This window comes from Gimesia algae (assembly GCF_007746795.1).
In the GTDB taxonomy this organism is placed as follows: Bacteria; Planctomycetota; Planctomycetia; order Planctomycetales; family Planctomycetaceae; genus Gimesia; species Gimesia algae.
On the sequence record NZ_CP036343.1, the window covers coordinates 6,063,597 to 6,089,403 of the forward strand.

Consider the following 25,807-nt stretch of genomic DNA (forward strand, 5'->3'; position numbering starts at 1 on the left):
CATGAACTCAGATCATTTAACTGAAAGAATCAATATGCGACGCATCCTTCGTATTTCCCTGTTTTGTTTACTGGCGCCTGTCGTATTTAATATTTCGGGATGTGGATCTTCCTCTACAGAACCGGAATTTGTATCCAAACTGGTTCCGGTGACTGGCAAAGTCACCTTAGACGGGAACCCCTTGACTGGTGTGATGATTAATTATCTTCCCGCGGAAGGCCAGCCGGGGGGAGAGATTGCCTTCGGTCTGACCGACGAAACAGGCACATACACTCTGCAGACTCAACTGGCAGGTCAATCACCGGAAGATTCACAGGGAGCCCTTCCCGGTAATTACAGTATCTATATTCATAAGCTGGTTCTGCCGGACGGATCAGCAGTACCGGAAGGACTATCCGATGCAGAAGCTGAAGAAAAAGGGGCAAAACAACTACTGCCCGCACAATATTCCAGCCCCACAGCGAGCAAACTGACCGCCGTTGTTAATTCAGAGGCCACGACGAACGACTTCACCTTGAAGAAATAAGTACTTCAGACTGTGTCCAGTTTTACTGTAGCGTCTCCAGGGCCATTTGAACCGAGTATAATGGATTGAGAGATGCTATGATTAAATGTGATCCGTTCTAGAAGCAACAACTGAATTCAGTATTACCTTAGTCCCTCTGTCCCGGTTTCCGGCAGGGGGATTTTTTCATATAACACTGGAAAGTACTGAACCTTTCCTGTAAAAAGGTCCTCACTAAGGTACAGATAAGGCAGCTCGCTCTCAATATTTTGCGTGAGGTTAATTTGATGACAATATCGGTGCAGTGTGAGGAATGTTTTCAAAGTTATAAGGTCAAAGATGAACGCGCAGGACAGACCCTGAAGTGCAAATCGTGTGGCAGCAAAATTCGCGTTCCCGCTGTGGAAGAAGAATTCGAAGACCTGTCCGCCGATTATGGGGAGCCGATTGCCCAGCCTCGCAAGAAAAAAGCGGTCAAAGCAAAAAAGAAAAAGTCATCCTCCAGAAAATCGCTCAACATCTCGGCAGGAGGCATCGTCAAAAAAACCTTTGGCGTACTGTCGATGGCGTTAGGCGTAGCGATGCTGGGTGGAGCGATCTATATGTTTTTCGCCGGAGATGAACCCAACGGGAAGAGATCCCGACCTGTCGCAGGACTGCTCATGGCATCGGTCTTTATGGGTGTCGGAAAAAAATGGATGTTCGATGAATAAGACAGGCAGTCAACGCTCCCTGGCATCCACTCCAAATTCTTCGACGCGACCATTCACAAAGGCAGCCAGGTTCTCGGCATCATCGGTGCCGATGCGTAAAGTGCCGCGTTTCATCTGAATGGCCACACAGTCGCGGCCCCAGAGATTCCAGACCCAGCCTCCGCGCGGGCTCAGATGAATTCCCCAGCCTTCCATGAAAGTGGTCCGATCCACGTCGGCACGGAGGATCTCCTCATACAATACACTGCGCTGAAACAGGGGGAGCGGGCCGAACGAAATCCGCAGGCGATCGATTTCATCAGCCACCGTCAGATGATGAAAGCCTGTCGCTACAATTAACATCACCAGCCCCACCATCACGAAGATCAGACTCAGAGTTGATTGTGGCGGTATTGTCCGCACAAACCAGGCAATCACAAAAAACGCAATCGCCAGCCCGTACAAAATCAAACAGAGCGGTCCCCGTTGGCGATGATAATACAATGAAAGGCTGGTCATGTCTGATTCTCAATCTCGTGGAATAACTGAATGATAGCATTATATTCATTTCCACTGAATTTCGATATCCCCCACAACATGATCGGAACCACCAGCGTCAGCAAGGGAATCGCCCAATGCCCGCGAACCGTGCTTGAATCTTCTGATTATATAGAAATTATACTTTCAATCTGAGATCAGTTTTAAACCAGCCTCAGGGAAACTCAATATACTCGACGGGTACGCTGTCTGTCAGCCAGACCTGGTTCGGCGTCACAAAAAACTCCCAGCCTGCCTGATGCATTTCCAGTGCCCGGACCTGCAGTAACACCGGTCTGCCGCGTCTGCGACCGACGGCGATGCTGGTCTGCTCGTCCACGTGCAGATGCACATGATGCCGATTCATTTTTTTGAGCCCTTCCTGCGAAATGGGTTCGATGAATTTGTCGGGGGTGCCATGAAACAGGATTTCAGGGGGAACGGCTGTAGTATATCCCAGGTCGACGGAAATCGAATGCCCCTGGTTGGCACGAATGCGAGTTCCTTCTGCGTTGAAGGAAAACCGCTGTTTGTCATTGGACTGCACGACGGTGTCGAGTGTCGCGCGCGACATCCCCTTCCCCTGCTGAGACATCGCTGCCAGTAATACTTCGACATCGACCCAGCCTGAATCGTCCAGTGTGATCCCGACGGTTTCCGGCTGGTGCCTGAGAATCAGACTCAGGAATTTGCTTTTCTTTTTTAATTCTTTTTCGTTCATTTTTTCTTTTTTGTTCTTCGGATTTCAGATCCGATATTTTCATTTGATTTATTCAATAATTTTTACGCCTGCGTGCTGCATTTCCTGGTAAGCGCGATGCACGTCCCCCGGACTGAGATCAACGCCTCGACATCCCCGCTCGATCAAGCGGGTCTGGAATCCCAGTTTCACAGCATCCAGCGCCGTCCATTTCACACAATAATCAGCAGCCAGTCCCAGTACCGTAACGGACTGCACCCCCTGCTCTTGCAGATATTCACCCAGGCCGGTCGACTTCTGATGGCCGTTATCATAGAAGCCACTGTAACTGTCAATCAGCCGGTCTGTTCCCTTGGGAAAGATCCTATCAATCTGGCCCTGTTTCAAATCCGCATGAAATTCCGCGCCCCGCGTATCTTGCACACAATGATCGGGCCAGAGAATCTGTTCCAGGCCCGCCAGGTCAATCTGCTCTCCGATCTCTCGATCGGGATGCTGACTGGCAAAACTCAAATGATCGGCGGGATGCCAGTCCTGGGTCGCTACGACCAGATCGAACTCCGATATCAACTCATTGGCGACCGGAACCACCTGATCCCCCTCGGGAACCGCCAGCGAACCGCCGGGCATAAAGTCATATTGCAGGTCCACCAGAATTAATGCATTCATTGTCTCTCTTTCCTAAATCTCAAAATGAAAGCCCTGTTTTGTCAGGCGTTTGTATTTGCGATGATCGAATTTGTAGAGTCGGGCGGCTCGATGTGCCACATCCGTCTCCACTTCATCCAGTTCGATCAGAATTCCCATGCTGAGAATCTTTTTCCGGAAATTGCGCTTGTCAAGCTGACGATCCAGGATGACTTCATACAGATGTTGTATCTGACGCAGTGTAAACTTGGGTGGCAGCAGTTCGAAACCAATCGGCTGGTAGCGGACTTTGCCCCGCAGGCGTTCGTGCGCCGTTTCTAAAATCATCGGGTGGTCAAAGGCGAGTGTGGGCACATCATCCACGGCGAACCAGGCGGCGTTGCGAGCATCTGTAGCTGCCTGGACGCGGTGATCGGAAAGATTCACCAGCGCATAATAGGCAACCGTAACGACCCGTTCACGCGGATCACGGTCCACATCCCCGATCGTATAAAGCTGCTCTAGAAAAACGTTTTCGATTCCCGTCTCTTCCTGCAGTTCCCGGCGGGCGGCCTCTTCCAGCGATTCTTCCAACCGAACAAAGCCTCCCGGCAAGGCCCAGTCTCCTTCAAAGGGAGGCAGGTCACGCTGAATCAACAGCACCTGCAGATCGTCTTCGTCCAGGCCGAACACGACACAGTCGACGGTTAAAGCGGCCCGGGGATATTCATAACTAAATTTCATTGCCTGTCCTTCAGTTTAAACTTTCTTCGTCAACAAACTCGCGCAGTTCTTCCAGTTCCCGCTGATAGCTGCCTGAGAGAATCGGAAAACGACACCAGGTTTTGGGGTCCAGATTTTCATCGTCCAGATGAAATGAGGGTGCATAGCGTTCGCGCTTCCATTGATTGCGTGACCAGAGTTGAAAGAAGCGAGTGATCCAGGCAGACAGCTGCGCTGGCTGATAGTCCGAAAACTGAGTTCGCGCCAGCCGATACAGATCAACGGGACCATGTTTATCCCTGATGGCGGCCCGTTCGATCCAGTCCAGCAGCTCATAAGGCATGAGATCGGTTTCATCCGTCTGGTGGGATGCTTCAGGACGCAGTTCAGCAGTCGGCTCCTGTTGGTTGACCAGTTTCAGAATTGGCAGATTCTCTGCTCCTGCTGGTCCTGAATTTTCCATCCAGAGCAACCAGTGTCTTAAGAATGCTTTATCAATTCCGGAAATGGGGGAAAGTCCGCCACAGGTATCTCCGTCCATTGTCGTATAGCCGACCGCGGCTTCAGAACGGTTGCTGGTCGCCAGCAGAAGCGCATTCCGTAAATTGGCGATCATCCAGACCCCTGGTGCACGCACCCGCGCCTGTATGTTCTGCAGCGCAATATCGTCTGAATCCCAGTTCAATTCGCGGTCCAGCGCATTGGAGACAAGACCGACATAATCCTGTACGATTGAATCGACATCCAGTTTGAGATAGTCAGCCCCTATGGCTTCGGCAAGTTTTGCTGCCGCCTGTTTAGTGGTTTCAGAACTGTTACGAGTTGACTGATACACGCACGTCAGTAACCGGGACACCAGGTCCTGTACTGCCTTTGCCTGGGTGAGATCAGAAACGTGAGATAACTTCGACTGGAAGGCTTGAAGCCCCAGTTCAGCCACTCCCAGTTTCACCAGCAACCAGACCAGTGTCGCCACGGCAGAAGAATCGGCTCCCCCACTCAGAGAAACCACAAAGCCCTGAGAGCGACTTTTACGTAGATAATCAAACAAGCCCAGGGCGACTGCCCGGGAAAACTCTTCTGCTTTCACCGCTGGAGAAGTTTCCCAGCCTTCTGCTGACTGTGACAAAGGTTTTGGATCAATCTCCGGGAAATGAAACGATGCGACGACCCGGCTTTCGCTCTGCCCGAGTTGATCTGGTTGAAAACTCATCAGGCGGGCACGGTTCATACGGTTCAGATCAATGTCAATCACAGTGGACGTGACGACCACATCTTGAAATGAGAGCCTGGGACCTTCAGCCAGCAAAGCGCCATTACTGGCGATTAAAGCCGCTCCATCATAAATGATGCGTCCGGCTTCGTTGCCCAGTAAATTGGAATAGATGTAGCTGACACCATAGGCACGTGAGCTTTCCAGTACGAGACGACGCCGTATTTCCTGCTTTCCAAAAGCAAAGTGGCTGGCGCTGGGATTCAAAATCAGATCGACGGCCGCCTGTGATAAGGCATGTCCCGGCCGACGGGCGGCCCAGGCATCTTCACAGATTTCAAATCCGATTCGGATTCCGCCACATTCAAAAATCAGATTTCCGATTGGATATAATTGGCCTTCAATTTCAATCTGGCTCACATGCGTTGAATTCCAGGCCTTGAACCAGCGTGGTTCGTAATGGATTCCGTCTCCTGCCAGATGATTCTTAGCCACAAAACCTAATATCTGTTGATTCGCAATCAGGCAGGCACAGTTATAGAGCCCGCCCCCATGCAGCAGCGGAAGTCCCACAGAAACTGCAATTCCTTCCGTAAACGGCAGCAGTTCCTGCAGCGCGCGGATTGCCCTCTGTTGAATATCCGGTGAAAAGAAAGCATCTTCACAACCATAGCCGGTGATACATAATTCCGGCAGACAGATCAGGCTCGCCCCCTGTTCGCGCGCTGTGGAGATGGCCGCCTGAATGTTCTGCATGTTGCCTGCCCACTCCAGCGGCGTCTGGTTAAGTGCAACGGCGGCGACCTGAATCAGTTGCATGACCGTTTACCTCCCTTTATTCTTTTGGCGATTTTTGGTTTACAATTCTGTTACATCGGATGCGGATGCCGGGCTCTGAGTATTTCCGCTGTTTTAAATTCATGCAGTTCCTGTTCAAGTCCCACGGGGTATTCATGTGGAGTCGTATGACGGCGAACACTCGTATGGAACTGTGACAGTTGCTGTTGCACACGCTGCCGAATCTGAGTCAGTGTTTCACATTCCTTCACAATCTGTCCCGCTCTGACAACCGGTATCAGCAGGTCTTTTGCCTCGAGATCCCGACTGAGCAGACGACGCCGCGTCGGATCCAGAGGGTCTACCACAATATCACTGACAGGCTGTGGATTTAACTCATCATAGATCATATCTGCCATCGCACCTTCCGAATTGAAGAAGCGGCGTACCTGCAGGATGCCCGGAGTGGATGTTTTAATGGCCTGTTCAGACAATTTGAGTTTACGTTCCCAATGACCGGTTTCATTCTGAATCGCCCCGAGCTTGTAAACTCCCCCCAGTGCCGGTTGGTCGTAGGCGGTCACCAGTTTTGTTCCCACGCCCCAGACAGCAATGGTTGCTCCCTGTGTTTTGAGACTGGTGATGATCCCTTCATCCAGATCATTGCTGGCGACGATAGCGACGTTTGTTAATCCGGCTTCATCCAGCAACTGCCGCGCTTCTATACTCAGATAGGCCAAATCCCCGGAATCCAGTCGAATTCCTACCATTTCATGTCCCGATTTTCGCAACTGGAGCCCGACTTGAATCGCATTGCGAACGCCATCCAAAGTGTCATAGGTGTCTACCAGAAAGACACAGTTATTCGGCATGGCATCGGCATATTCTTCAAACGCAGCCAGCTCATCGTCGAACGACATGACCCAGCTGTGAGCGTGTGTGCCTTTCACAGGAATCTGAAACAGCTTTCCTGCCAGCACATTTGACGTCGCGGCACAACCTCCCAGATAAGCGGCGCGGCTGGCAGCCAGACCGCCATCGATGCCCTGCGCACGTCTCAGGCCGAACTCCAGTACCGGGTCAGATCCAGCTGCTGCACAGATCCGGGCTGATTTAGTGGCAATCAGGGACTGATAATTGACCAGATTCAGTAGCGCCGTTTCCAGTAACTGACACTGCAGAATGGGCCCTCTCACCCGGACCAGTGGTTCATGGGGAAAGACGACTGTCCCTTCGGGCACGGCATCGAGATCGCAGCGGAGTTCGAGCCGGGTCAGATATGACAAAAATTCAGCAGAAAAGAGGGACGCGCCATCATTCCCCTCCAGGCTGGCAAGATAATCAACATCACAGTCCGTGAATCGAAACTGTTTCAGGTAATCGAGCACATACTCCAGCCCGGCTGCAATCGTGAATCCTCCCTGAAAGGGATTTTTACGAAAGAACAGATGAAACACCGCTTCCTGTTCTGAACGACCCGATTTCCAGTACCCCTGCGCCATTGTCAGCTGATACAGATCGGTCAGCAGGGCCAAAGGCGTCTGATAGATTTGTGATAATTTTGACATAACTCTTCTCCTTGTTAGTGTATTATCGACACTATCTTTCGTAAAGTCAAGCGGCGTTTTATAGTTTCTTCCCTTTTGTTAGACAGTGTCCGGTTTCACTGTAGCGTCTCCAGGGCCATTTGGAGCGAGTATCATAGATTGAGAGACGCTATGGTTAAATGTGATGCGCTCTAGCTAGTGTCTGACCCGAAAGCGTTTTGGTTCGTAAATAATAGCGTGAAATTGTGAGAACGCTCCTCGAAGATGAGGCATTGATCCGTATTACTTGTTGAAAAGACAGTTAAAACGGAATCAACACGTTCAATCTTCGAGGAGCCAATGATGCGAAAATCATACTCGAATCAGCTGCGACTGGACAGCGTTCCGATCGAACAGGTGGAGTTAAATCTGGAATCGCGGGATCGCATCGTTCCCATTCTTCGCGCTCTGCAGTTCCTGTATTCGGACCGCAGGCTTGTCGATGACATTCTGCAGTGGATCGCCGCCGACGTTAACGGTGACAGTCGCACCGACACAGGTCGAACGGGGATGGAATACTGGCATATCTGTGTGCTGGCAGCCGTGCGACTGGGTTGCAACTTCACCTACGATCAATTGCAGGACCTTGCTGAAAATCACCGCAAGCTGCGCGCCGTCATGGGAGTCGGCGACTGCGATGACAGGCCCTTCAAATGGCGAACCATCCGCAACAACATTCGACTCCTGCGACCGGAAACCATCGCACGCATCAACCAGGCCATCGTCAGTGCAGGACACTCGTTTGATCCCACTGCGATCGAAAAGGTCCGCGCCGATTCGTTCGTGATGGAAACGAACATTCATTATCCCACGGAAAGCAGTTTGCTGTACGACGGGCTGCGGAAAATCATTCCTCAGTGCGTGAGGCTGGCCGAAGCACATGGCGTGAACGGATGGCGTGAACGGATGGCGTCAGTATGCTCACCTCTTGAAAAAAATCAAACAACTCAATCGAGACATCAATCGCATCGCGACAAAGAAAGGCCCCCGCTACAAAAAGCGGCTCCAGCCGCTTTACCGCGAACTCCTGCAGAAAGCGGACATCTTGACGCAGCGTGCGCGCGACCTCTGCCTGGTCACGGGCCAGCGATTACCGGAGATCGCCGACCTGTTCGGGCCGAACACGCTGCAGGCGTTGATCCTACGCACAGAACGCGTCGCGGACACGACCCGGCGACGTATCATCCACGGCGAAGCAGTTGCCAACAGCGACAAGCTCTTCAGTATTTTCGAGCCGCACACTCAGCTTTACAAACGTGGCAAAGCCGGTCAGCCGATGCAGTTTGGTCGACAGGTTCTGGTATTCGAAGATGCGGCTGGCTTCATTGTGCGCGCCGTTTTGATGAAACGCGATGAAGGCGACAAACAAGTGGCAGTCCGTGAAACGAAGTCTTTGCAAAATGACTTTCAAAACGGTGTGAAGCGTCTGTCGTTCGACCGTGGATTTCATTCGCCCGACAACCAGAGAGAATTGTCTGAGCTTGTCGATCATCTGTGTCTTCCCAGAACCGGCGTCAAGCAGTCGGCGGTTCAACTGGTCCAGGCCGATGACGAGTTTCGATCGGCTCAGCAGAATCATTCGGGAGTGGAATCAATGATCGGAGCGTTGCAGAGCGGGAACGCGATGAAGCGATGTCGCGACCGTTCGGAGATCGGTTTTGAACGCTACATGCAACTGGGTATTCTGGGGCGAAACCTGCACACGCTCGGTCGGATGCTCATCGCCCGGGAGAACCAAAACGCGGCCGCCGCTCACAGTCGCCGCAAAGCGGCCTGAGACAGTCGCGATCCATACGAGAGAGCAAAGCCAGGGAAGAGCGTACGCGCTGTAGTGCCAGATAAAATCGAAATCCCGGCCAAAATCACCCGAACGCAGCCAGCGGAGACCCGATATCAACAATCTCCACGATCCACTACCATCGCGTTAACACATAAAATTCAGCACGAACCCACTTTCGGGACACCCACTAGCTAACCGTCGACGTTCAGCTAAATTCATTCACTTAAGCCGCAGCGCGCATTCAGAGCAGCGGATAACTGGATTGATGGTACCAAGCCCGAGATATAATGTTGCGTTATTTTCTCTGATTCCGCTATACTCCCTCACCGGCTGTTCTTCACCATGACCTAATGATCCATGGTGGTAATCAACACTATTTCCTTGAGATCAGCACTACTTATTGATTGTGGAGCCTCAGTAGTGATTAAAGGGCCTCTTCAATCATACTGGAGCGAATTGAATGAGCCCGCATACTCAAATCATCTGTCGAAATCTGGAACGATCTATCGCAGCCAAAAAAACGCTGTTGGAGAGCCCTGATATCCAGGCTGCCTTCTCGCAAGCTGTTGATGTCGTGCTGAAAAGTTACCAGGAGGGTGGCCGACTTTACATCGCCGGGAATGGTGGTTCAGCCGCGGATGCACAACATCTGTCTGCAGAATTTGTCAGTCGACTGGCTCGAGATCGGGCACCTCTGCCTGCGGAAGCCCTGACCACCGACTCTTCAATCATTACGGCGATTGGAAATGATTATGGCTACGACCAGATATTTTCTCGACAGATTGCCGGGAAAATGCTGCCGGGGGATATATTCCTGGGAATCACCACCTCCGGAAATTCTCCTAATATCGTCAAGGCGTTACAAATGTGTCGGGAGAAAGGTTTTACGAGCATTGTCTTTACAGGGCATGATGGAGGCGAAGTCAGTCAATGCAGTGATATTTGCGTCATTGCTCCCGGTGAACTGACGAGTCAGATCCAGGAAGTCCACCTGGTACTGGAACACACTTTGTGTGAATGCGTGGAAGCAGCGCTGTTTGGCTTTGAGTTATAAAATCCGACCTTGGCTCCCTCACGACCGTTATTGTGTCAGGGCCGTCGCGCCACTACCGACAAGAGATGGAGAACATCCATGGGATGATCGCTCATAAGCTTGTCGGAATTGATCGAGTCTACTTGAAGACACCCCAATATGCGGTGGTAGCACCACCTGAATTAACAAAGTCAATTTCGGTGTCGACAGACTGTTCAATGTATGCCTTGTCCTGCTCGTTCTCCAGGTCATAATTATCAATATAGGCCAGATTGTATAATCTCCAGAGAAAGCTATCGAAGGCCATAGAATCTGTTTCCTGAAATTCGTTTCTGAAGATTGGCAAGATATCCTGACTTCGGATGCCTTCAAACGTTGCCAGAGAGCAATCATTATTAGGCAAACACTGATCAACACGAGATAACACGCCAGGGTTTCGATTCAGTCTGTACTTCTTAGGAAGGCTCGTAAAATGCGAGTTTGCCACTTCCAATGCGTCTTCATACAGCCGCGTACCATTGCGACCGACATATTCTCCGATACTCCAGAACTCGCCCCCTTCTACTAACGCAGTTTTAATCGAACTGGCAATATGCTCGAGTTCAACGACATGATGCAAGGCGGAAACACATAGTATTACATCGTAGTGATTTTCTTTGAGTTTAATCTGATTGATATTTTGAACTGAAGGAAGAATTGAAATCTTACTATCAAATTTTTCTTTCGCTTCCGCAATCAACTGAGGATTAATATCGACGAGTGTCAGCTCGATTCGACTCATATCCAGACCGGCAATCAGCTGGCGTTCGATGCGAGCAGCTCCACTGGCCAGAGACAGTATCCGGACTGTCCGTTCGGGATCTTTTTCCATAATTGACACCAATCGATCATGAAAATCAATTTCCCTCAGTCCCATTTTTGTTTTTAACCGATCGGTGTAGTAACTATATGCACTCATCTGATGACCTTTTCGAGATTAGCAGTTATGGCGAATTCTAATTTTTGTAAATCAGCATAAATCCAGAATAATAGAACTTTAAAAGCCAGTCAGATGACTTTTCTCACAACGACCATTGTATTATTTAGATGCGAGCTTTCGGCTCAGTTTTCCAATTCCCCTTCTCATTAAAGAGACGAATCTGGCAGGAATCTTATAGAGAGGAGTGGCCCCTTCATCATCCTGGTACATACTATGACTATACACAATGGAAAAATGTGCTAATTCATTCCGCTCACGGATCTGTTGAAAAGATCGCGCCCGATTCAAATTAAATTCTGCAGCAGGGCTGATCACAAATTCGTAAACAGCAAGCCAGTCCGCTGTAGGATCATTTTGTGGACCAGGGGAACAGGAGATTTCAAAGTGGCCTGATTTTCCAGCTAGCGCACTCAGATCATATTTGTGTTCACGCCATTGATCGTTTTGTTCAAATGCTAGAATCCTGTCCTGAAAAACCAGATGCGTTTCCTGTGTCTGGTCTTCTATAAATATCAGACTGAGTATCAAACCATCGGAACTGATCTTCTGAAGCCCCGCCCCATAGGTGATCAAGCCCACGGTGCTCTCCTGAATCGTGATTGGCTCAAAATTCATGGACGCGCCTGCAAGGATCACAAACCCCGGACGTCCCGAAGGTGAAGTATGAGTTGATTCCTGAAAAAACACATATTTCTTTTTTTCTGCAGACTTTAAGCTTTTGTGATGTCCGGTCAGACTGACATCAAATGAAACCGGTTCTCGAAAAGTGAAGGCTTCAGAAGTCATAATCAATTCCAGATAAAGGGTTCAACAGGAAAAACGATGGTTATCGTTGCTGACAAATCAGCACCATCTAAAATACTCCCGTGTAAAAAACACAGTGATCCTAATAACTTTCATCAATCTGTCAATCTGAATCATGGGCAAGGTGATTTTGACATCACCTGACACCCAGACATTCAGTTGAGCGGCATTCGCAAATCGTTAATCCTGGTACTCATCAGACTGATAGAGTTCAAGGATTTCTCCCACCTCTCCCATTGCAAACACAGTTCCATTTTTCAGCAGTAACGCTTTATTGCAAAATTCTTTGATCACATCATCTGAATGCGAAGCAATGACCATGATTTTAGCCTTGTTCATAAACTCATTCAGACGTGCTTCTGCCTTATGGATAAAACGGGCGTCTCCTGTCCCAATCACTTCATCCATCAGTAAAATATCTGATTCCAGTGAAGTCATAATGGCAAAAGCCAGTCGCATGAGCATACCTGAAGAGTAGACTCTGACAGGCAGTTCCAGATATCTTCCCAACTCAGTGAATTCAGCGATCTCATCGATTTTCAGCTTAATCTCAGCTGAACTCAAACCCAGCAATCGTCCACGCAAAATGATATTTTCAAAGCCGGTCGCTTCCATCTCGAAACCCAGAGTAATATTCAGTGTTGATAACACCTTGCCTTGAACCTCAACGTGTCCCTGAGTCGGCGTGTAAATTCCTGCGATGACTTTTAATAACGTCGATTTTCCAGCTCCATTGTGACCGATCAATCCCAGACGATCCCCATCTCGGAGCTGAAAATTCACGTGTTCCAGCCCTGTGACCAGAATCGTTCCACTGCCACCAGATATTTTCCCTCCGGTGGCGATGCTCAGCAGTGTATTTTTTACGGACCGGTCACCTGCTCCGATAATCGGAAAATGTAATGTGACATCGTCTACATCGATACTCGCCATTTCAAATCCAGTATACGATTCGATCGCGCTTGTATGCATAGAGCAGAAGTGAGACAGTAAAACCAACCAGAGCTAATGCCAGTGCGATCAACCATGAACTCGATGCAGGACCATCATTCATAATGGGAGAACGCGTCAGATCCAGAAAATATGTAATCGGATTTAATTTGAGGACCCAGCTGTCGGCCCCCACCAGTTTGGGTAACCAGGTAATAGGCGAAACGAAAAATAAAACCTGGACCAGACTTTGGATGATGGGCTCCAGATCACGAAAACGGGCCCCCAGAATCCCCAGGAGCAGCATAATCCAGAACAAATTCATCAACACAATAATTAAACCCGGTATCAGTGCCAACATCTGCCAATGAGGCCAGATATGATAGTAAAGACACACCCCTACAATAAAAACGGCATTGTGCAGCAGGATGATAAAATTCCTGGTCAGAGCACGTACTACCAGTACCAGGAGATTGACCTTCATATCTTTGATGTAGGAATTGTTTGTAATAAATATTGTCGGTGATTCGCCCAACGTAGTGGCGATCATGGTCCAGAACAGATAGCCAATCGCCAGATTGGGGAGATATTCTCCGGCAGGTACTTTAAACAGCTTGGAGTACACGACCCCGAGTGCAATGATAAAGATGGCCATACTGATCGTAATCCAGAATGGCCCCAGCTTCGACCGGCGATAACGAATGCGAATATCAAACCAGGCCAGAAAGAGACATAGCTGGCTGGATTTGAACACATCGACAATATCATTCAAGGCAAGATTGACTCGGTTTCTCATCAGCAGGTCATTTTATTGAATTTAAAAATTCAACAATCCTTTTACTTGCCAGGCCATCGCCATAGGGATTATGTGCTTGTGACATTGATTGATAATAGGAATCGGAATCAAGCAGTTCAGTCACTTCTGCAACAATTCGTTCATAGTTGGTTCCGACCAGTTTCACCGTTCCCGCCTCAAGTGCTTCCGGTCTTTCCGTTGTGTCACGCATTACCAATACAGGTTTTCCCAGCGAGGGGGCTTCTTCCTGAATCCCACCGGAGTCTGTCACGATCAGATAAGACTGGTTCATCAGATACACAAAGGGTAGATAATCTAAAGGCTTGATGAGAGAAATATTATCGCAATTCTGAAGTAACCGGTTCACAGGCTCCTGCACATTGGGATTTAAATGCACAGGATAGATGATTTGCACATCGGGGTAATCAGATGCTAATTTTGCCAGGGCTCTGCAGATCTGTTCGAAGCCATCACCAAAGTTTTCCCGCCGATGCCCGGTCACCAGTACCAGCCGTTTCGAAGGATCGTATTCCGGAATCAGGCTTCTGATCTGTTCCGCCAGACTGGTATCCGTTTTTAATTTTTCCAGCACATAAAACAGTGCCTCGATCACCGTATTCCCGGTGACATGGATTTTCTCCACCGGTACATTTTCTCTAAGCAGATTTTCTTTGGCTGTTTCTGTCGGCGCAAAATGATAGTCTGTCAGAACGCTTGTCAGTTTTCGATTCGCTTCTTCCGGCCAGGGTGAATAGATATCGTTGGTTCTCAACCCAGCCTCAACGTGCCCTAAGCGGATCTGCTGGTAATAGGCCGCCAGACTGGCCGCAAACGTGGTACTGGTATCCCCGTGCACGAGCAGGGTATCCGGCTGAAACTCTTTCAGAACAGGTTCCAGCCCCGTGAGAATGCGGGAGGTGATGGTAGTCAGCGACTGATTGGGCGACATAATATCCAGATCATAGTCTGGAGTGATCTCAAACAGATCCAGAACCTGATCCAGCATTTCCCGATGCTGCGCTGTGACACACACCCGTGCGTCCAGTTCAGGATGGTCTACCAGTTCCTTCACCAGTGAGGCCATTTTGATCGCCTCTGGTCTAGTCCCAAAAACTACAAGGATTTTCATACTGGTGCGTGTACATCCTGTTAAATGGTTAAGCGTAATACATCAGAATTACGCATTCAATCTGTCTATTTCAGCTGCTCTAAGTTCAATCGTGCCGGAAGTATAGTTGAATCAGAGAAAATGACGCAACCTTAATTCCTGCTGTCGGATCATCATACAATCCCAGGAAAAAGCACTTGAAAACTCATGCAAAATGAATGCTATTAGTGATATTTCCCATGAATATTGTGATTTTGAGGGACAGAGTTTTAAGTAACAGGCTAGTGGAGTGTCATTTTTAAAATTTGGGTTGATAGATATCACGAGAGTGCGACAACGGAGCACGTAAACAACACCTCCCAACCCTCAATTTGTAGCTTGACAAAGCACTAGACTGTGTCCAGTTTTACTGTAGCATCTCCAAGGCCATTTAGGCCGAGTATAATTGATTGAGAGACGCTATGGTTAAATGTGTTGCACTCTAGCCAGTGGATTGGGTTCCTGCTCCTTCGCTGACTGACTTCGAGAATTTTCTCCAGCAAAACAGATATTTTCGTTGTGGAGTTCTCTAAAAAACGCTTATGAGATTTTTCTCCTGAAAGAATTCGATGAAGAGAGCGTCGTTTGTCGCATTTCTAATTTCGTTCGGATCTGGTCTAAACCTGAGGACTTTTACAAGCATTCTCAGATGTCAGGCTGGAACTGGTTCATCTCCCAGGAGCTTGTACAGCATAAATATATTACTGGAAGTATCCTGTATTCAATGATGCAAATGTTCCAACCAAATCATATCATTGAAATCGGCAGTGAGGATTCGACAATGATGGGTCTCGAAGCAATGAATCATTAATAATCACGGTGACTATACCTGCATCGAGCCTGATCGACAGTCCGATTCAATTCTTCGACCTGCACACCGTTGGTAAACTCTCTTCTGGCAACATACTGTTTATTGACTCCACGACCCCGGAAGCGGAGAAATTGTATTGACTGTTGTCATGTAGACTCAATGTGACAACAGTAGAAGAGATTCAGGTCGGGAACCGGAGCCATAAGTGGGTACCAGCTTTCGGTCACGTTTTCAAAATGATGTCGTATAAATACAACCAGATTATTGATTGCATTGACGTGTTCCGCCGCCATGAGGTAATCGTAGTTTAGTCCTCGTTTGAGTGCATTTCGACGCGGGCCCAGATTTCTACCGAAACGCCATAACAACCCTGGATCACAGGGCAGAACAATCGAAATAATTCCACCGGGTCTGACAACCCGATTCCATTCACGTAAAACATCGACAGGGTTAAGGAGGTGTTCCAGAACATGTGTTGCAATTAATCGATCAACACTGTCATCAGGATAATCGATCGCAGTCGCATTTTGTTCTTCAATTTGCACAAGACCAGAATCAATCTCAGCCGCATACTTTTCCCTGGCGGCATCCAACATCACCGTGCTTCCATCGGACATAATGTATTTAGAGAAGCCTTTCTTCACGTGTGGAAAATGATGTCCCGTCCCTGCGCCTACTTCCAGAATGGTGTCAATGCCTTTTAAATCTGGAACATTCTTTTCCAGAACAGCGTGAGACTTCTTAAGGAAATATCCCCCTAAAGTCTTATCCGAATTATTTTTATCATAGGTTTGAATGTAGTCTAATTCTTCTGTTGGAACTTCTCGCATCATAAATCCTTTCGCTGAATTGCAGCTCCGGTGTATATTTTTAATAAAAAACAGGAGACTCGAACTATTATTCAGGAAGTTTTCCCGGAATTTCTTGCTCTGTTTCTGCTTCTGCTTCTCTCAAGTTCAATATTTTTCACATCCAGGATGAGATAAAGAAATCATCACCATCCAGATCGTCTGATAATTCGCTCCTGTTCAATTCTCTTTTTCATCCACGACGAAGTTCCAGCCATTTAACTTTCGGTAAATAACCTGGTTGGGAACCCGTGAGATATCATACCCTAAAAATGCCAGCAGGAACTGTAATCCCATCAGAATTGGTAATGCCGCTAGCATTACAGTACCAGCGGAAGTCGTTACCCCCTGAGCGATATTTTCAATCCATGTATAAGCTCCAAAACAGAGCCCAAAAGTAAAAAGAAGCAACCCAAATATCAATTCAAATGAAGCCAGAGATAAATCTCTCAAATAGTAATTATAGAAAATCCGTTTAATAATATTTCTCAAATGCTTGTAGAAAAACTCCGTGACCACCGTCGATACTTTTAAATTACTGACTTCATCTTCGTAGCGGGCATGCATGGGCACATCGACGACAACAGCGCGCGATGTATTCAACCGAAACAGCATGTCTGTTTCAAAGAAATATCGTTTACTGATTTTCCTGAATGGCAGATACCGGGCCACATCTGCATGTATTGCTGTATAACCATTGGTAGGATCAAAGAGATTCCAGTAACCGGTTGAGACCTTCGACATAAATGATAGAACCGAATTCCCGAACAATCGAATTCGTGGCATCGCTCTGATTTCTTCCAGCAAATAAAACCGATTCCCTTTAGTATAATCCGCTTCCCCTTTTAAAATGGGTTCAACGAAAGAGGGAATGAGACGAGGATCCATTTGTCCGTCGCCATCTACTTTGACGATCACATCTGCCCCATTGGCAATTGCGGCACGATATCCAGAGATAACCGCCCCTCCGACACCCTGATTTTCTGTATGATAAACGACTTTGACACGTTTATCTGTCACGGTCGTCTCTACCAGCTTCCCACTTCCTTCGGGGCAACAGTCATCAACAATATATATTTGTGAACACTCTTCACCAATCCCTGCAATTACACTTAGTATATGTTGATGAACTTTGTAACAAGGAATCACAACCGCGATAACCATATTTTCAGCCCTCATATTTGAGCCTCTTGTATTTTGTCCTGGCATATTCATTCTTTGAAGGAATTCTTTTTGAATTGGATTTTTTTGTTGGAATGACCAGTACAGTACACGATAGCGGAGTACGCATTGGGAGGAGAATTTACTCTCATAGAGTAAGAATTCCAGCTCTCTGAGCACTGAATGGGCCTGAGGTCAGTGTCGATGAATCTGCCCTGAGTATCCAACCAGTTTATTTGCATGCGAGCCTGTCCGTGATGCGCATCAGATCTAGCCGTAATCATATTCTGATAACGCTTATTTGGTTTTACCGGGATCACCTGATACACCGGAGACTGAACATCCACAGAAACCAATCTCTCTGCATCATCAAAATCAGCATTCTCATGCAAAGTCCATCCCTCAATCTTATTGAATTCTGAAGATTGTAATAATTCATGAGTGAATTGATATTTCTCGCTTAATCTACGAACGCTGATTTCATCGATTTCAGCAATGACATCTGTCACTTTTTGAATTTGCTTAATTACCTGTGGATCTTTCCAGGATGAATCCAAAATCATGTAATCGACCCCTTCATTCTTAAGCGCAGTAATGATGGACTCTTCAGTTTGGGCGTTGGTGATTAAGCCTTGAAAGCGCGAATTATACCATGAACAATGCAGGGCATCGGAAGTGAGACCGGCGACATAGGGAGCAGCAAATATTGCTACAGGACTACGACTCATATTAATTTCATTTACGAGTTTTACAGCAGACCGAACCGGACTTCTCTCACTTAAATAGGTCTGTCGATGCGTATGACTTAACAAAGACTTAATCTGAAAATCACCATAAAAAGCTGCCGAATTAAGAAACACCACATTCAAAACCACAGTCATACATCCTGCGGATATAAAATAATTGTGAAGTCTGGTTTTTCTCATCATTGGACTGAATATCAGACAACCAGCCATCGTGGTTAACATCAACCACTCAGGAAATGTGTATCGAATATAACTGACTGATCGAAATGAGAGGTACAATGAAAGTGCTGCAACCATAAAAAGTGCCAGGGCTTTTTTATTTTTTGTGATTACAAGTGCACCCAGAGCCGGGATAAATAATAATAACCACTGAAATCCTGATCCACCGACATAGCTTTCAAGAAACTCCCCTGTATGGAACACGACGCGATAGAGAAAGTCCCAATGCAAGCCCTTCCCAAAAATGGAGGCGTTATCAAAATTTTTAATTGCGAAGTATTCTGATTTGAATATTTGATTGAAAAATGGAAATACCGGATTACCGGTTTTAACAAGAGCTGTCAGGTAGGGGATTGATCCCGGCAGAGCAAATAAGAAGAGCCCTGAACCTACTGTGGTAATCCAAGTCAACTGGCACCAGTATTTCCAGCGATAAAGCAGGATTAAAAATATGCCTGGAATAATCAACAATGTCACCGCTTTTGTCGCAAGCGCGAAACCTAATAGCAAACCTGCCAGTAAGATTCGACTTTTGAGCGGCTCCGGATCTTCCCAGAAACGAAATACTATAATGGCGCCAGCTATAATATAAGCAGTCCAGATAGATTCAATAAATAAACTACTGCCTACAGCAAAGGTCAAAGGCGTCGACAAAAAGATGAGATTCGTCCAGCGGACGGTCGTTTCATCTCCATCAAGCCATAACACAAACTCTTTGATTAACCCTGTCAGTAATAATATAAAGCAAACATTAATCAGACGGACTGCAGTCTCCCCTCCCAGCATATAACAGATTGAATAAATCCAATCCCCCAGCAATGGCATCACAGCCCAGACATAAATAGATGCATCAAAGCCCCATTGATGCTGTGCTGCCATATGCACCGGAATAAATAAATGCATGGCCAATGCATCGTGGCCCACCTCCGGCATTAAAGCTACGACGAAATAAATCAGAGCTAAAGTTGTAAGCAGACAGTCCAACAGATTGAACCGGTACGGGTCTTCGTTATTTCCGAGGATCCAGTTTTTAAACTGAATGAGATAATCCCTGGCCAGTTTTTGATCAAACAGAACAGGCAGCAGCAGCCCGATTCCATAAAATACAGGATAGTTAATCGGCACATGTGCAGACAAAGAGACTAAACTGGCATAAAGTCCGGCCCCTGTTAGAAACTTCATGAGAAATGAACTGTCTTGTTCTGTGATTTTCAGAAAAGCAAGAATACGATGCCCTACTAAAATCGAAGCAAAAACAAACCAGAGTGTGGCAATCACGGGCCACACAGCGCCCGCCAGCAGCGCTAAAACCAGCGCGATCATCAAACCAATTGATCCAGGTGACCTTTGAAAGTATCTGCTACCCCATACAATCCCCGCCAGGCAGAGACTGCTAAATAAGACAAAACTTTTTCTACCCGAATGTGACCAGCCGATGGAGTGCGAAAGGTGAGCCAACCCGAAAAGCGTGAGCCCGAAGCCACATACCAGCAAAACACTGAGAAAAATAAGCTTGTTTCTACTCATACAAAATCATCCCTGAACCTGTTATATTCTATTTCTCTGATCCTTCAGTGAAATCTGTCTGGTCGTAGCAAAAACCTTTTCATCCTGCTGAATGACTGCCGAAGGTTAATAAATAAATCAGTTTTGCTTTAACTGATCAGGTGCAGTACTTTCTGTTCTTCTGTTCCCATTAAGAACGTTTCAGACGAACAATCCAATTACATTTCTCGAAGTGCAATGACACAGAATATTATTTTCTATTCTGGTCTCCCGCAATATCAAACACTGCCGATGCACCCTTTCACAAACAGGGAGGCCTGATTTCACAGAGAAGCATTCAGAGTGAGCCTCTGTGAAATACCATTTCGGTAGTTCGTGTTTCATTAAAGAACAGAATCGCTGCGATCAACGATAAACGTGGGGAGTCCACGTACCCCATTTTTCTTCGAAGATCTGTTTATTCTTATCGAAAAGCTGCTGTCTCTGCTCTGCTTTCAACTTGTTAAATGATGCTGAAAGATGGTGGTGAATAAACACATCCTCGGTAATGGCTATTTTGTATCCGGCATTTCTGGCACGAATACAATAATCATCGTCTTCAAAGAATCCGCAGCCAAATACTTCGTCAAGTACTCCGACTTCATTGATGACCTGCCTGCTGATCATGGCACAGAAAAAGGCGACCGTATTCATATTGAATAAATCACGGGTATGTTCCGAAGTATATTTACGGGCTTTGATCGACATTTCTTCCATTCCCTCGTAAGAAATGTCAATTTTCGCTTCGTTACCAATATTATTGGTAACAGGCCCCAGAAGACCCAGGCGATTATCCTGTAGAAAATAGCGTACCATCCCCCACAGCCAGCCTTTGGTAACATAAGTGTCATTATTCAGCAGAACGACATACTCACCTCGGGACTTTTCAATCCCCACGTTATTTCCTGCAGCGAAGCCGACATTTTCTTCGTTCAGAATCACTTTCACATTCTCATATTTCTCAGAAAAGTCTTGCAAGTAGGTCTGCGTACCATCACTGGATGCATTATCAACGACGATCAGTTCCCAGTCTGGATAGTGCGTCAACTCCATCAGGCTTTCCAGGCATTTGTGGGTTAGCTCCAGATTATTATAGGTGAGTACAATCACGCTCACCGCAGGCGCTGTCGATTGAATTACCTGTTCCAACTGATCCACTCGATTGGACCATTTGTTTTCAAATGCAAAACTTTTTCTGGCTTCAATTTCCTGAATTTCATCTTTTGTTTCGTATGCTTCCCTGATCTTGGTGACAAAGGAGTCTGCATCATGCGCGATCGATACCACATGATCAACAAGTAAAAGTTCCGGCATCGCGGTCGCAACAACAGGTTTTCCCGAGGCAAGATATTCATAAAGTTTCACAGGATTTGTGTGCTGAATAAGCTCGGTCAGTTTGAAGGGAATCAGACAGACATCAAATGCATAAAGATACTCTTTTAAATTGCGATAGGGCACTTCACCTATGAAATGAATATTGCTTACCGTTTCTGCAGTTTTGGTATTACATTGATAAGTATTACCGATTAATACAAAATCATATTCGGGACACTCTCTGGCAGCTTTAATCACAAGTTCGATATCAAACCAGTCACTGATGGCGCCAAAGTATCCCACTACAGGGCGGTTTTTCTGGTAGGCAATTTGATCTGGTGGCTGAGCAAACCACTCTGCATCAGCCGCATTTCGGATGAGAGTATTATTTCGTTCTCGACCGATTTTTTCGGATAACGAAGCCGAGGATGTAACTACCCGATCAGCATTCTGGATCAGATATGTTTCTGCCTGGAGAATCTGTTCGGCGGTATTTTGGAATCCACTGTGGTCATCCATACAATCGTAAACGACCAGTGAATCAGCAACTGCCAATGCGACGGGCGCCCAGAAGGGGTGATCAACAATGGTCACACTGTTTTTGATTCCCGCATCTTTCACAAACTGATCCAAAGCCTTGTTTATGTACGCTCTTTGCTTTTTAGTCATTCCCTGTTCGTAGATGGAGCTATGCTGAAACGCGGGGAATTGGAATTGACAGATAAATACCCGCTCATCCAATTGCTCCGTAATCAATACGTCCGGTTCACCACTCGCAAACGTAGTGCTGAAATAGAAGACACGATGACCTTTGCCTGCCAGACCAGAAGCGATGTGCTGCGGGCGTTGAAACCTGAAATGCCAGTCGATTACAGGAAAGACAAGCACATCATAACTGTCATTGTCACAATTGTTAATTTCATTGAGCATTTTGAGTTTTTTTTGTGCTGCAGCTCTTTTTGATCGCCTTAAAATATCAATAAATTCATTAATGATTGGCTTTAATCGTCGATACACTTTTCTAATCACGGTTTGCATACCCATTGGCAATTTGTGAAAGACTGAAATAGCGCGTCTTCGCAATTTTCGCACAATTGGCTTGATAACGGTCAGTCGTTCAAACTCCAGACTCTGCTTCGCTTCAGAGTACAGGCTCAAGAGTTCATTGATTTTCTGAGAATAATTTTCATTCTGTTCCTCAAGGTTCTTGACCCGGGACTGAAGTGGATTAGTGAGTTGGCCATCCGATTTCATGTCGGTCACTTCTCTATTTTCAAATGAATTTTGAGTTCCCGCTGCTGGCTCAGAATTCTGCAACTGAGCTGCAAGTACTTTCGATTGAACGCAGATTTCCAGTAATTCATTCTGTGCTGCAATCAATTCCTCTCGAAGCATTTCTTCTAATTCAGTTCCAGGATGGAACTGTTTTTGAATCTTTATCAATTCATGTAACAGTTTTTTTTTATGTTCCTGTTGGAACATCAGCTCATCATGTTTCGTCATTAATTGAGTGACAATCGCGCAGGAAACCTCGTCTCTTTGAGTTTCATTCTCAAACTGGACGCGGCAATCTTTAGAAGAACTTATGTAACCATTTTGCTTTAACAGATCTGACTTGTTCTGAACCTGTTCCTGTTCAATTTCCTCTGGAAAAAAATCGTTCACGTAAGTTCCAATCTCTTATTTTGAGGCAGTTGATATTCGATAATAAAATGGTAGATAGAGTTAATTCTCTGCAGTCATTTTTTTGTCAGCAGAGTGGAATTTTCGAATGCTGACATAGATGTTTCCAGCAATTCCTGCATTCAGCAGTCGAATTATTCTTTAGACATGAGCCAGACTGTCTTCTAAAGATCCGGTAATCCCATGAATGATTTGAATCTCACTTTCTGACAATATTCCGACATATCTTCCTACGGAGCTTGTAGAAATTGCCTTACCGGGATCGGTGCCACCAATCGCTTTACCATCGGGGCCAATCTCACTGTGCTTTATCTTATGGTGATTCAAAAGTGAGTCTTCGAATTCAATATTCAGAAATTCGACAATCCGAGTGATCTCAGTGCGGGGAGATGACACCAGTGTCTCATATTTCAGCGAAAGGAGCTTTAAGCCGGCTTGTTGATACTCGAACAATGCATCATTTTTAAATTTCCAGTACAATGCGCCGACAGCAGCTTCATTGTATTCTGTTTCTTCAACCTGCTTTATTTCAGTTTTATACTTATTGCAAAATGATTCGTCGTTCATTTTGAATTTCAGGGTTTCGAGACCGTATTTCTGTAACCAGCTCAATCCGTCATCAAAGGTTAGAGTTTTCATTGAAGAGACGACATCCAGAACGTCTCGCGTAATAAAAATGACTTCATCATCATCCTTATTGAAAAATTGTGGCACATGCGGATAGTCGGTATCGCTGACGACTTCTAACAGTAACTGTTCGGCAAACCTTGGAATTTTGTATCCAATAAGATGATCTTCCAGAATTAACTCTTCCGGTGTTTGCAGCCCCAGAAATGTTTCATACGAGACCGCTTCATCAAAACATGTAATCTGGCTGTGAGAATTCAAGATCAGACGCAATAAAGTTGTTCCAGAACGTTGGCATCCTGCCACATAAAAACTCATTTTTTTCCTCCACAAAAAAGTTGAAACAAGCCTGTATCAATTTCTGAATTGAGAATTTCACATGGTTTCAGGCCTACTCTTACCACATCTGAGGTGATTATGGCTGTCACTTTCGACTAAGCATTTGATTGAGAATTGGTTCCCCAAATCATCAAGGTCGGCGTATCTTAGTTATATCTCAATGTGTGTCTACTTGAATTTGTAAAAACTACAGTCTTCGGGTATCAGGGCAATTTTTGAACGGCATTAGATCTTTCAAAATGAGTGTTTCTTCCCTGCTGACAGTATTTCGAATCCGCTTTTGAACCCGCTAGCTCGGATATGGGAGAAGTACACAACAAGACCCTGAGGCACAGTATACACTTAGCCACTTTCAGGAGAAATCGCGTAAAACTCTGTCTCAAAATTGATGTTCTGGCGGTCCCGTCATTTTGCTAGACTGCTCTCGCTTCATGACTTTCACTGAGCCAGACTCTCATTACGGCTGCTCATGAATATTTTGTGTGGGGTATTAGTATTAAAAATCAAGGTTTGTGCTGTTCACTCCTCGTCGCAATTGCGCACTTGACTATTTTGAATCGAGATATTGACTGATGGATATGGTCTATTTTTCGCCTGTCCTGTGGGACAGTTACACACAACGGCCTCATGAATTTGTCAAATACATGGCAGAATCAACTGCGATCCGTCGAATTCTGTGGGTCAACCCGTTTGCAACACGTCTACCCAAGTGGAATGATATTTTCCATCGCCCCAGTCTGACCAACAGCAGATCCAAAACAGATTTTCCAGCAGTGAGTGTCCTCGATGTTCCCTCTGTCCCCGTCGAACCTTTACCCCTTTTCCGTTATGCCAATGACCTCATTTGGAAAAATGTAAAACAGGAGATCCGGGAATTCTGTTCCTCTCAAGACGATCTGGTTATCGCCTGCGGAAAACCCAGCCGGCTGGCTTTATGGGCTCTGGAAAACCTGCAGGCCAGAACAACCATTTACGACCGCATGGACGACTTTTCTCAGTTCTATACAAGTTTCTCAAAAGCAGCGATGCAGTCCTGGGAAAATCAAATCGTAAAACAGGTCCAACATGTTGTTGTTTCCGCCAAACATCTGGCATCACATATCTCACATCTGAACTCTGATATTACTGTCATCGAAAATGGGTACGACATGTCGTCACTCCCCGTGCCCAAGCAGCCTGTCAAAGACACTTCGCAGGCAGCTCTGGTTCTAGGTTATGTGGGATCAATCGCTGAGTGGTTCGACTGGGATTTAACAATTGCTCTGGCCAGAGCGAATCCGGACTGCCTCATCAGGCTCATCGGGCCCTGCTTTGTCACACCTCCGCCACTTCCTGCCAATATCGAACTCTGCCCGGCCTTACCTCGTGAAGAACTGGTCGAGCAAATTAAACTGTTTTCGGTCGGCATCATCCCCTTTAAGAAAAATGAGCTCTCACAGGGAGTCGACCCCATCAAATTCTATGAATATCGCGGACTGGGCAAACCAGTTTTATCGACTCAGTTTGGTACGATGCCGGAACATGCCAGACAGGGCGGAATCCTTTTCTTTGAGGAAACCGATTTGAATCAATGTGTTGAACAAAGCCTGCAGATGGTTCCCACCACGATAGAAATTGAGTCTTTCCGAAAAACGAGTGACTGGTCTACTCGCTTCAGTACTATTCAATCCTGGGTCGCATAAAAC

20 protein-coding genes and 1 pseudogene are annotated in these 25,807 nt (G+C 46.5%); 5 read left to right on the forward strand and 16 right to left on the reverse strand.

Features of this window, described 5'->3' with window-relative positions; all coding sequences use genetic code 11:
- Positions 1 to 34: 34 nt before the first annotated feature.
- Both Pan161_RS22600 and Pan161_RS22605 read left to right on the forward strand, forming a co-directional pair.
- Entirely contained in the window at positions 35 to 526 is a 492-nt protein-coding gene (locus Pan161_RS22600; protein WP_145231021.1) for a hypothetical protein, read from the forward strand.
- 266 nt (positions 527 to 792) lie between these two features.
- Positions 793 to 1,218: a hypothetical protein gene (locus Pan161_RS22605; protein WP_145231022.1), complete on the forward strand. Its 426-nt coding sequence runs from the start codon at positions 793 to 795 to the stop codon at positions 1,216 to 1,218.
- Positions 1,219 to 1,227: 9 nt separating this feature from the next.
- Here the strand turns inward: Pan161_RS22605 and Pan161_RS22610 are convergent, their stop codons facing one another.
- The 6 genes from Pan161_RS22610 to Pan161_RS22635 form a co-directional block, all read right to left on the reverse strand.
- The gene (locus Pan161_RS22610) at positions 1,228 to 1,716 is read right to left on the reverse strand and encodes a hypothetical protein (RefSeq protein WP_145231023.1); all 489 of its coding nucleotides are present in this window, start codon (positions 1,714 to 1,716) and stop codon (positions 1,228 to 1,230) included.
- A 193-nt stretch (positions 1,717 to 1,909) separates the two neighbouring features.
- Positions 1,910 to 2,455, reverse strand: coding sequence for an RNA 2'-phosphotransferase (locus Pan161_RS22615; RefSeq protein WP_145231024.1), 546 nt, complete (start codon positions 2,453 to 2,455; stop codon positions 1,910 to 1,912).
- Positions 2,456 to 2,503: 48 nt separating this feature from the next.
- Entirely contained in the window at positions 2,504 to 3,103 is a 600-nt protein-coding gene (pncA, locus tag Pan161_RS22620) for a bifunctional nicotinamidase/pyrazinamidase (protein ID WP_145231025.1), read from the reverse strand.
- A gap of 12 nt (positions 3,104 to 3,115) precedes the next feature.
- Positions 3,116 to 3,805, reverse strand: coding sequence for an NUDIX hydrolase (locus Pan161_RS22625; RefSeq protein WP_145231026.1), 690 nt, complete (start codon positions 3,803 to 3,805; stop codon positions 3,116 to 3,118).
- A gap of 10 nt (positions 3,806 to 3,815) precedes the next feature.
- Positions 3,816 to 5,816: an NAD(+) synthase gene (nadE, locus tag Pan161_RS22630; RefSeq protein ID WP_145231027.1), complete on the reverse strand. Its 2,001-nt coding sequence runs from the start codon at positions 5,814 to 5,816 to the stop codon at positions 3,816 to 3,818.
- 50 nt (positions 5,817 to 5,866) lie between these two features.
- Positions 5,867 to 7,342: a nicotinate phosphoribosyltransferase gene (locus Pan161_RS22635; protein WP_145231028.1), complete on the reverse strand. Its 1,476-nt coding sequence runs from the start codon at positions 7,340 to 7,342 to the stop codon at positions 5,867 to 5,869.
- Positions 7,343 to 7,663: 321 nt separating this feature from the next.
- Between Pan161_RS22635 and Pan161_RS22640 the strand changes: the two are divergent.
- A pseudogene (locus tag Pan161_RS22640) lies at positions 7,664 to 9,137 on the forward strand (ISNCY family transposase).
- Between the two features lie 463 nt (positions 9,138 to 9,600).
- Positions 9,601 to 10,194, forward strand: coding sequence for a D-sedoheptulose-7-phosphate isomerase (locus Pan161_RS22645; RefSeq protein ID WP_145231029.1), 594 nt, complete (start codon positions 9,601 to 9,603; stop codon positions 10,192 to 10,194).
- Between the two features lie 118 nt (positions 10,195 to 10,312).
- Here the strand turns inward: Pan161_RS22645 and Pan161_RS22650 are convergent, their stop codons facing one another.
- The 10 genes from Pan161_RS22650 to Pan161_RS22695 form a co-directional block, all read right to left on the reverse strand.
- Entirely contained in the window at positions 10,313 to 11,131 is an 819-nt protein-coding gene (locus tag Pan161_RS22650) for a class I SAM-dependent methyltransferase (protein WP_145231030.1), read from the reverse strand.
- A 120-nt stretch (positions 11,132 to 11,251) separates the two neighbouring features.
- The gene (locus tag Pan161_RS22655; protein WP_145231031.1) at positions 11,252 to 11,938 is read right to left on the reverse strand and encodes a hypothetical protein; all 687 of its coding nucleotides are present in this window, start codon (positions 11,936 to 11,938) and stop codon (positions 11,252 to 11,254) included.
- Between the two features lie 198 nt (positions 11,939 to 12,136).
- Positions 12,137 to 12,889 carry an ABC transporter ATP-binding protein gene (locus Pan161_RS22660; RefSeq protein WP_145231032.1) on the reverse strand — a complete coding sequence of 251 codons (753 nt, stop codon included), beginning with the start codon at positions 12,887 to 12,889 and terminating at the stop codon, positions 12,137 to 12,139.
- A gap of 1 nt (position 12,890) precedes the next feature.
- The gene (locus tag Pan161_RS22665) at positions 12,891 to 13,682 is read right to left on the reverse strand and encodes an ABC transporter permease (protein WP_145231033.1); all 792 of its coding nucleotides are present in this window, start codon (positions 13,680 to 13,682) and stop codon (positions 12,891 to 12,893) included.
- 7 nt (positions 13,683 to 13,689) lie between these two features.
- Complete coding sequence (gene wecB / locus Pan161_RS22670; protein WP_145231034.1) at positions 13,690 to 14,811, reverse strand: non-hydrolyzing UDP-N-acetylglucosamine 2-epimerase; 1,122 nt, start codon at positions 14,809 to 14,811, stop codon at positions 13,690 to 13,692.
- 975 nt (positions 14,812 to 15,786) lie between these two features.
- Positions 15,787 to 16,473, reverse strand: a complete 687-nt coding sequence (locus Pan161_RS22675) for a class I SAM-dependent methyltransferase (protein WP_145231035.1) — start codon at positions 16,471 to 16,473, stop codon at positions 15,787 to 15,789.
- A 195-nt stretch (positions 16,474 to 16,668) separates the two neighbouring features.
- Complete coding sequence (locus Pan161_RS22680; protein ID WP_232103424.1) at positions 16,669 to 17,697, reverse strand: glycosyltransferase family 2 protein; 1,029 nt, start codon at positions 17,695 to 17,697, stop codon at positions 16,669 to 16,671.
- A gap of 2 nt (positions 17,698 to 17,699) precedes the next feature.
- Complete coding sequence (locus Pan161_RS22685; protein WP_145231036.1) at positions 17,700 to 20,141, reverse strand: hypothetical protein; 2,442 nt, start codon at positions 20,139 to 20,141, stop codon at positions 17,700 to 17,702.
- 384 nt (positions 20,142 to 20,525) lie between these two features.
- Positions 20,526 to 22,868 (reverse strand): glycosyltransferase, encoded by a 2,343-nt coding sequence (locus tag Pan161_RS30710; protein WP_197995474.1) that lies wholly within the window; start codon positions 22,866 to 22,868, stop codon positions 20,526 to 20,528.
- Between the two features lie 429 nt (positions 22,869 to 23,297).
- Positions 23,298 to 24,101, reverse strand: coding sequence for a sulfotransferase family protein (locus tag Pan161_RS22695; RefSeq protein ID WP_145231037.1), 804 nt, complete (start codon positions 24,099 to 24,101; stop codon positions 23,298 to 23,300).
- A gap of 593 nt (positions 24,102 to 24,694) precedes the next feature.
- On the opposite strand from Pan161_RS22695, the gene Pan161_RS22700 reads away from it, so the two are divergent.
- Positions 24,695 to 25,804 carry a glycosyltransferase family protein gene (locus tag Pan161_RS22700; protein ID WP_145231038.1) on the forward strand — a complete coding sequence of 370 codons (1,110 nt, stop codon included), beginning with the start codon at positions 24,695 to 24,697 and terminating at the stop codon, positions 25,802 to 25,804.
- Positions 25,805 to 25,807: the final 3 nt, after the last annotated feature.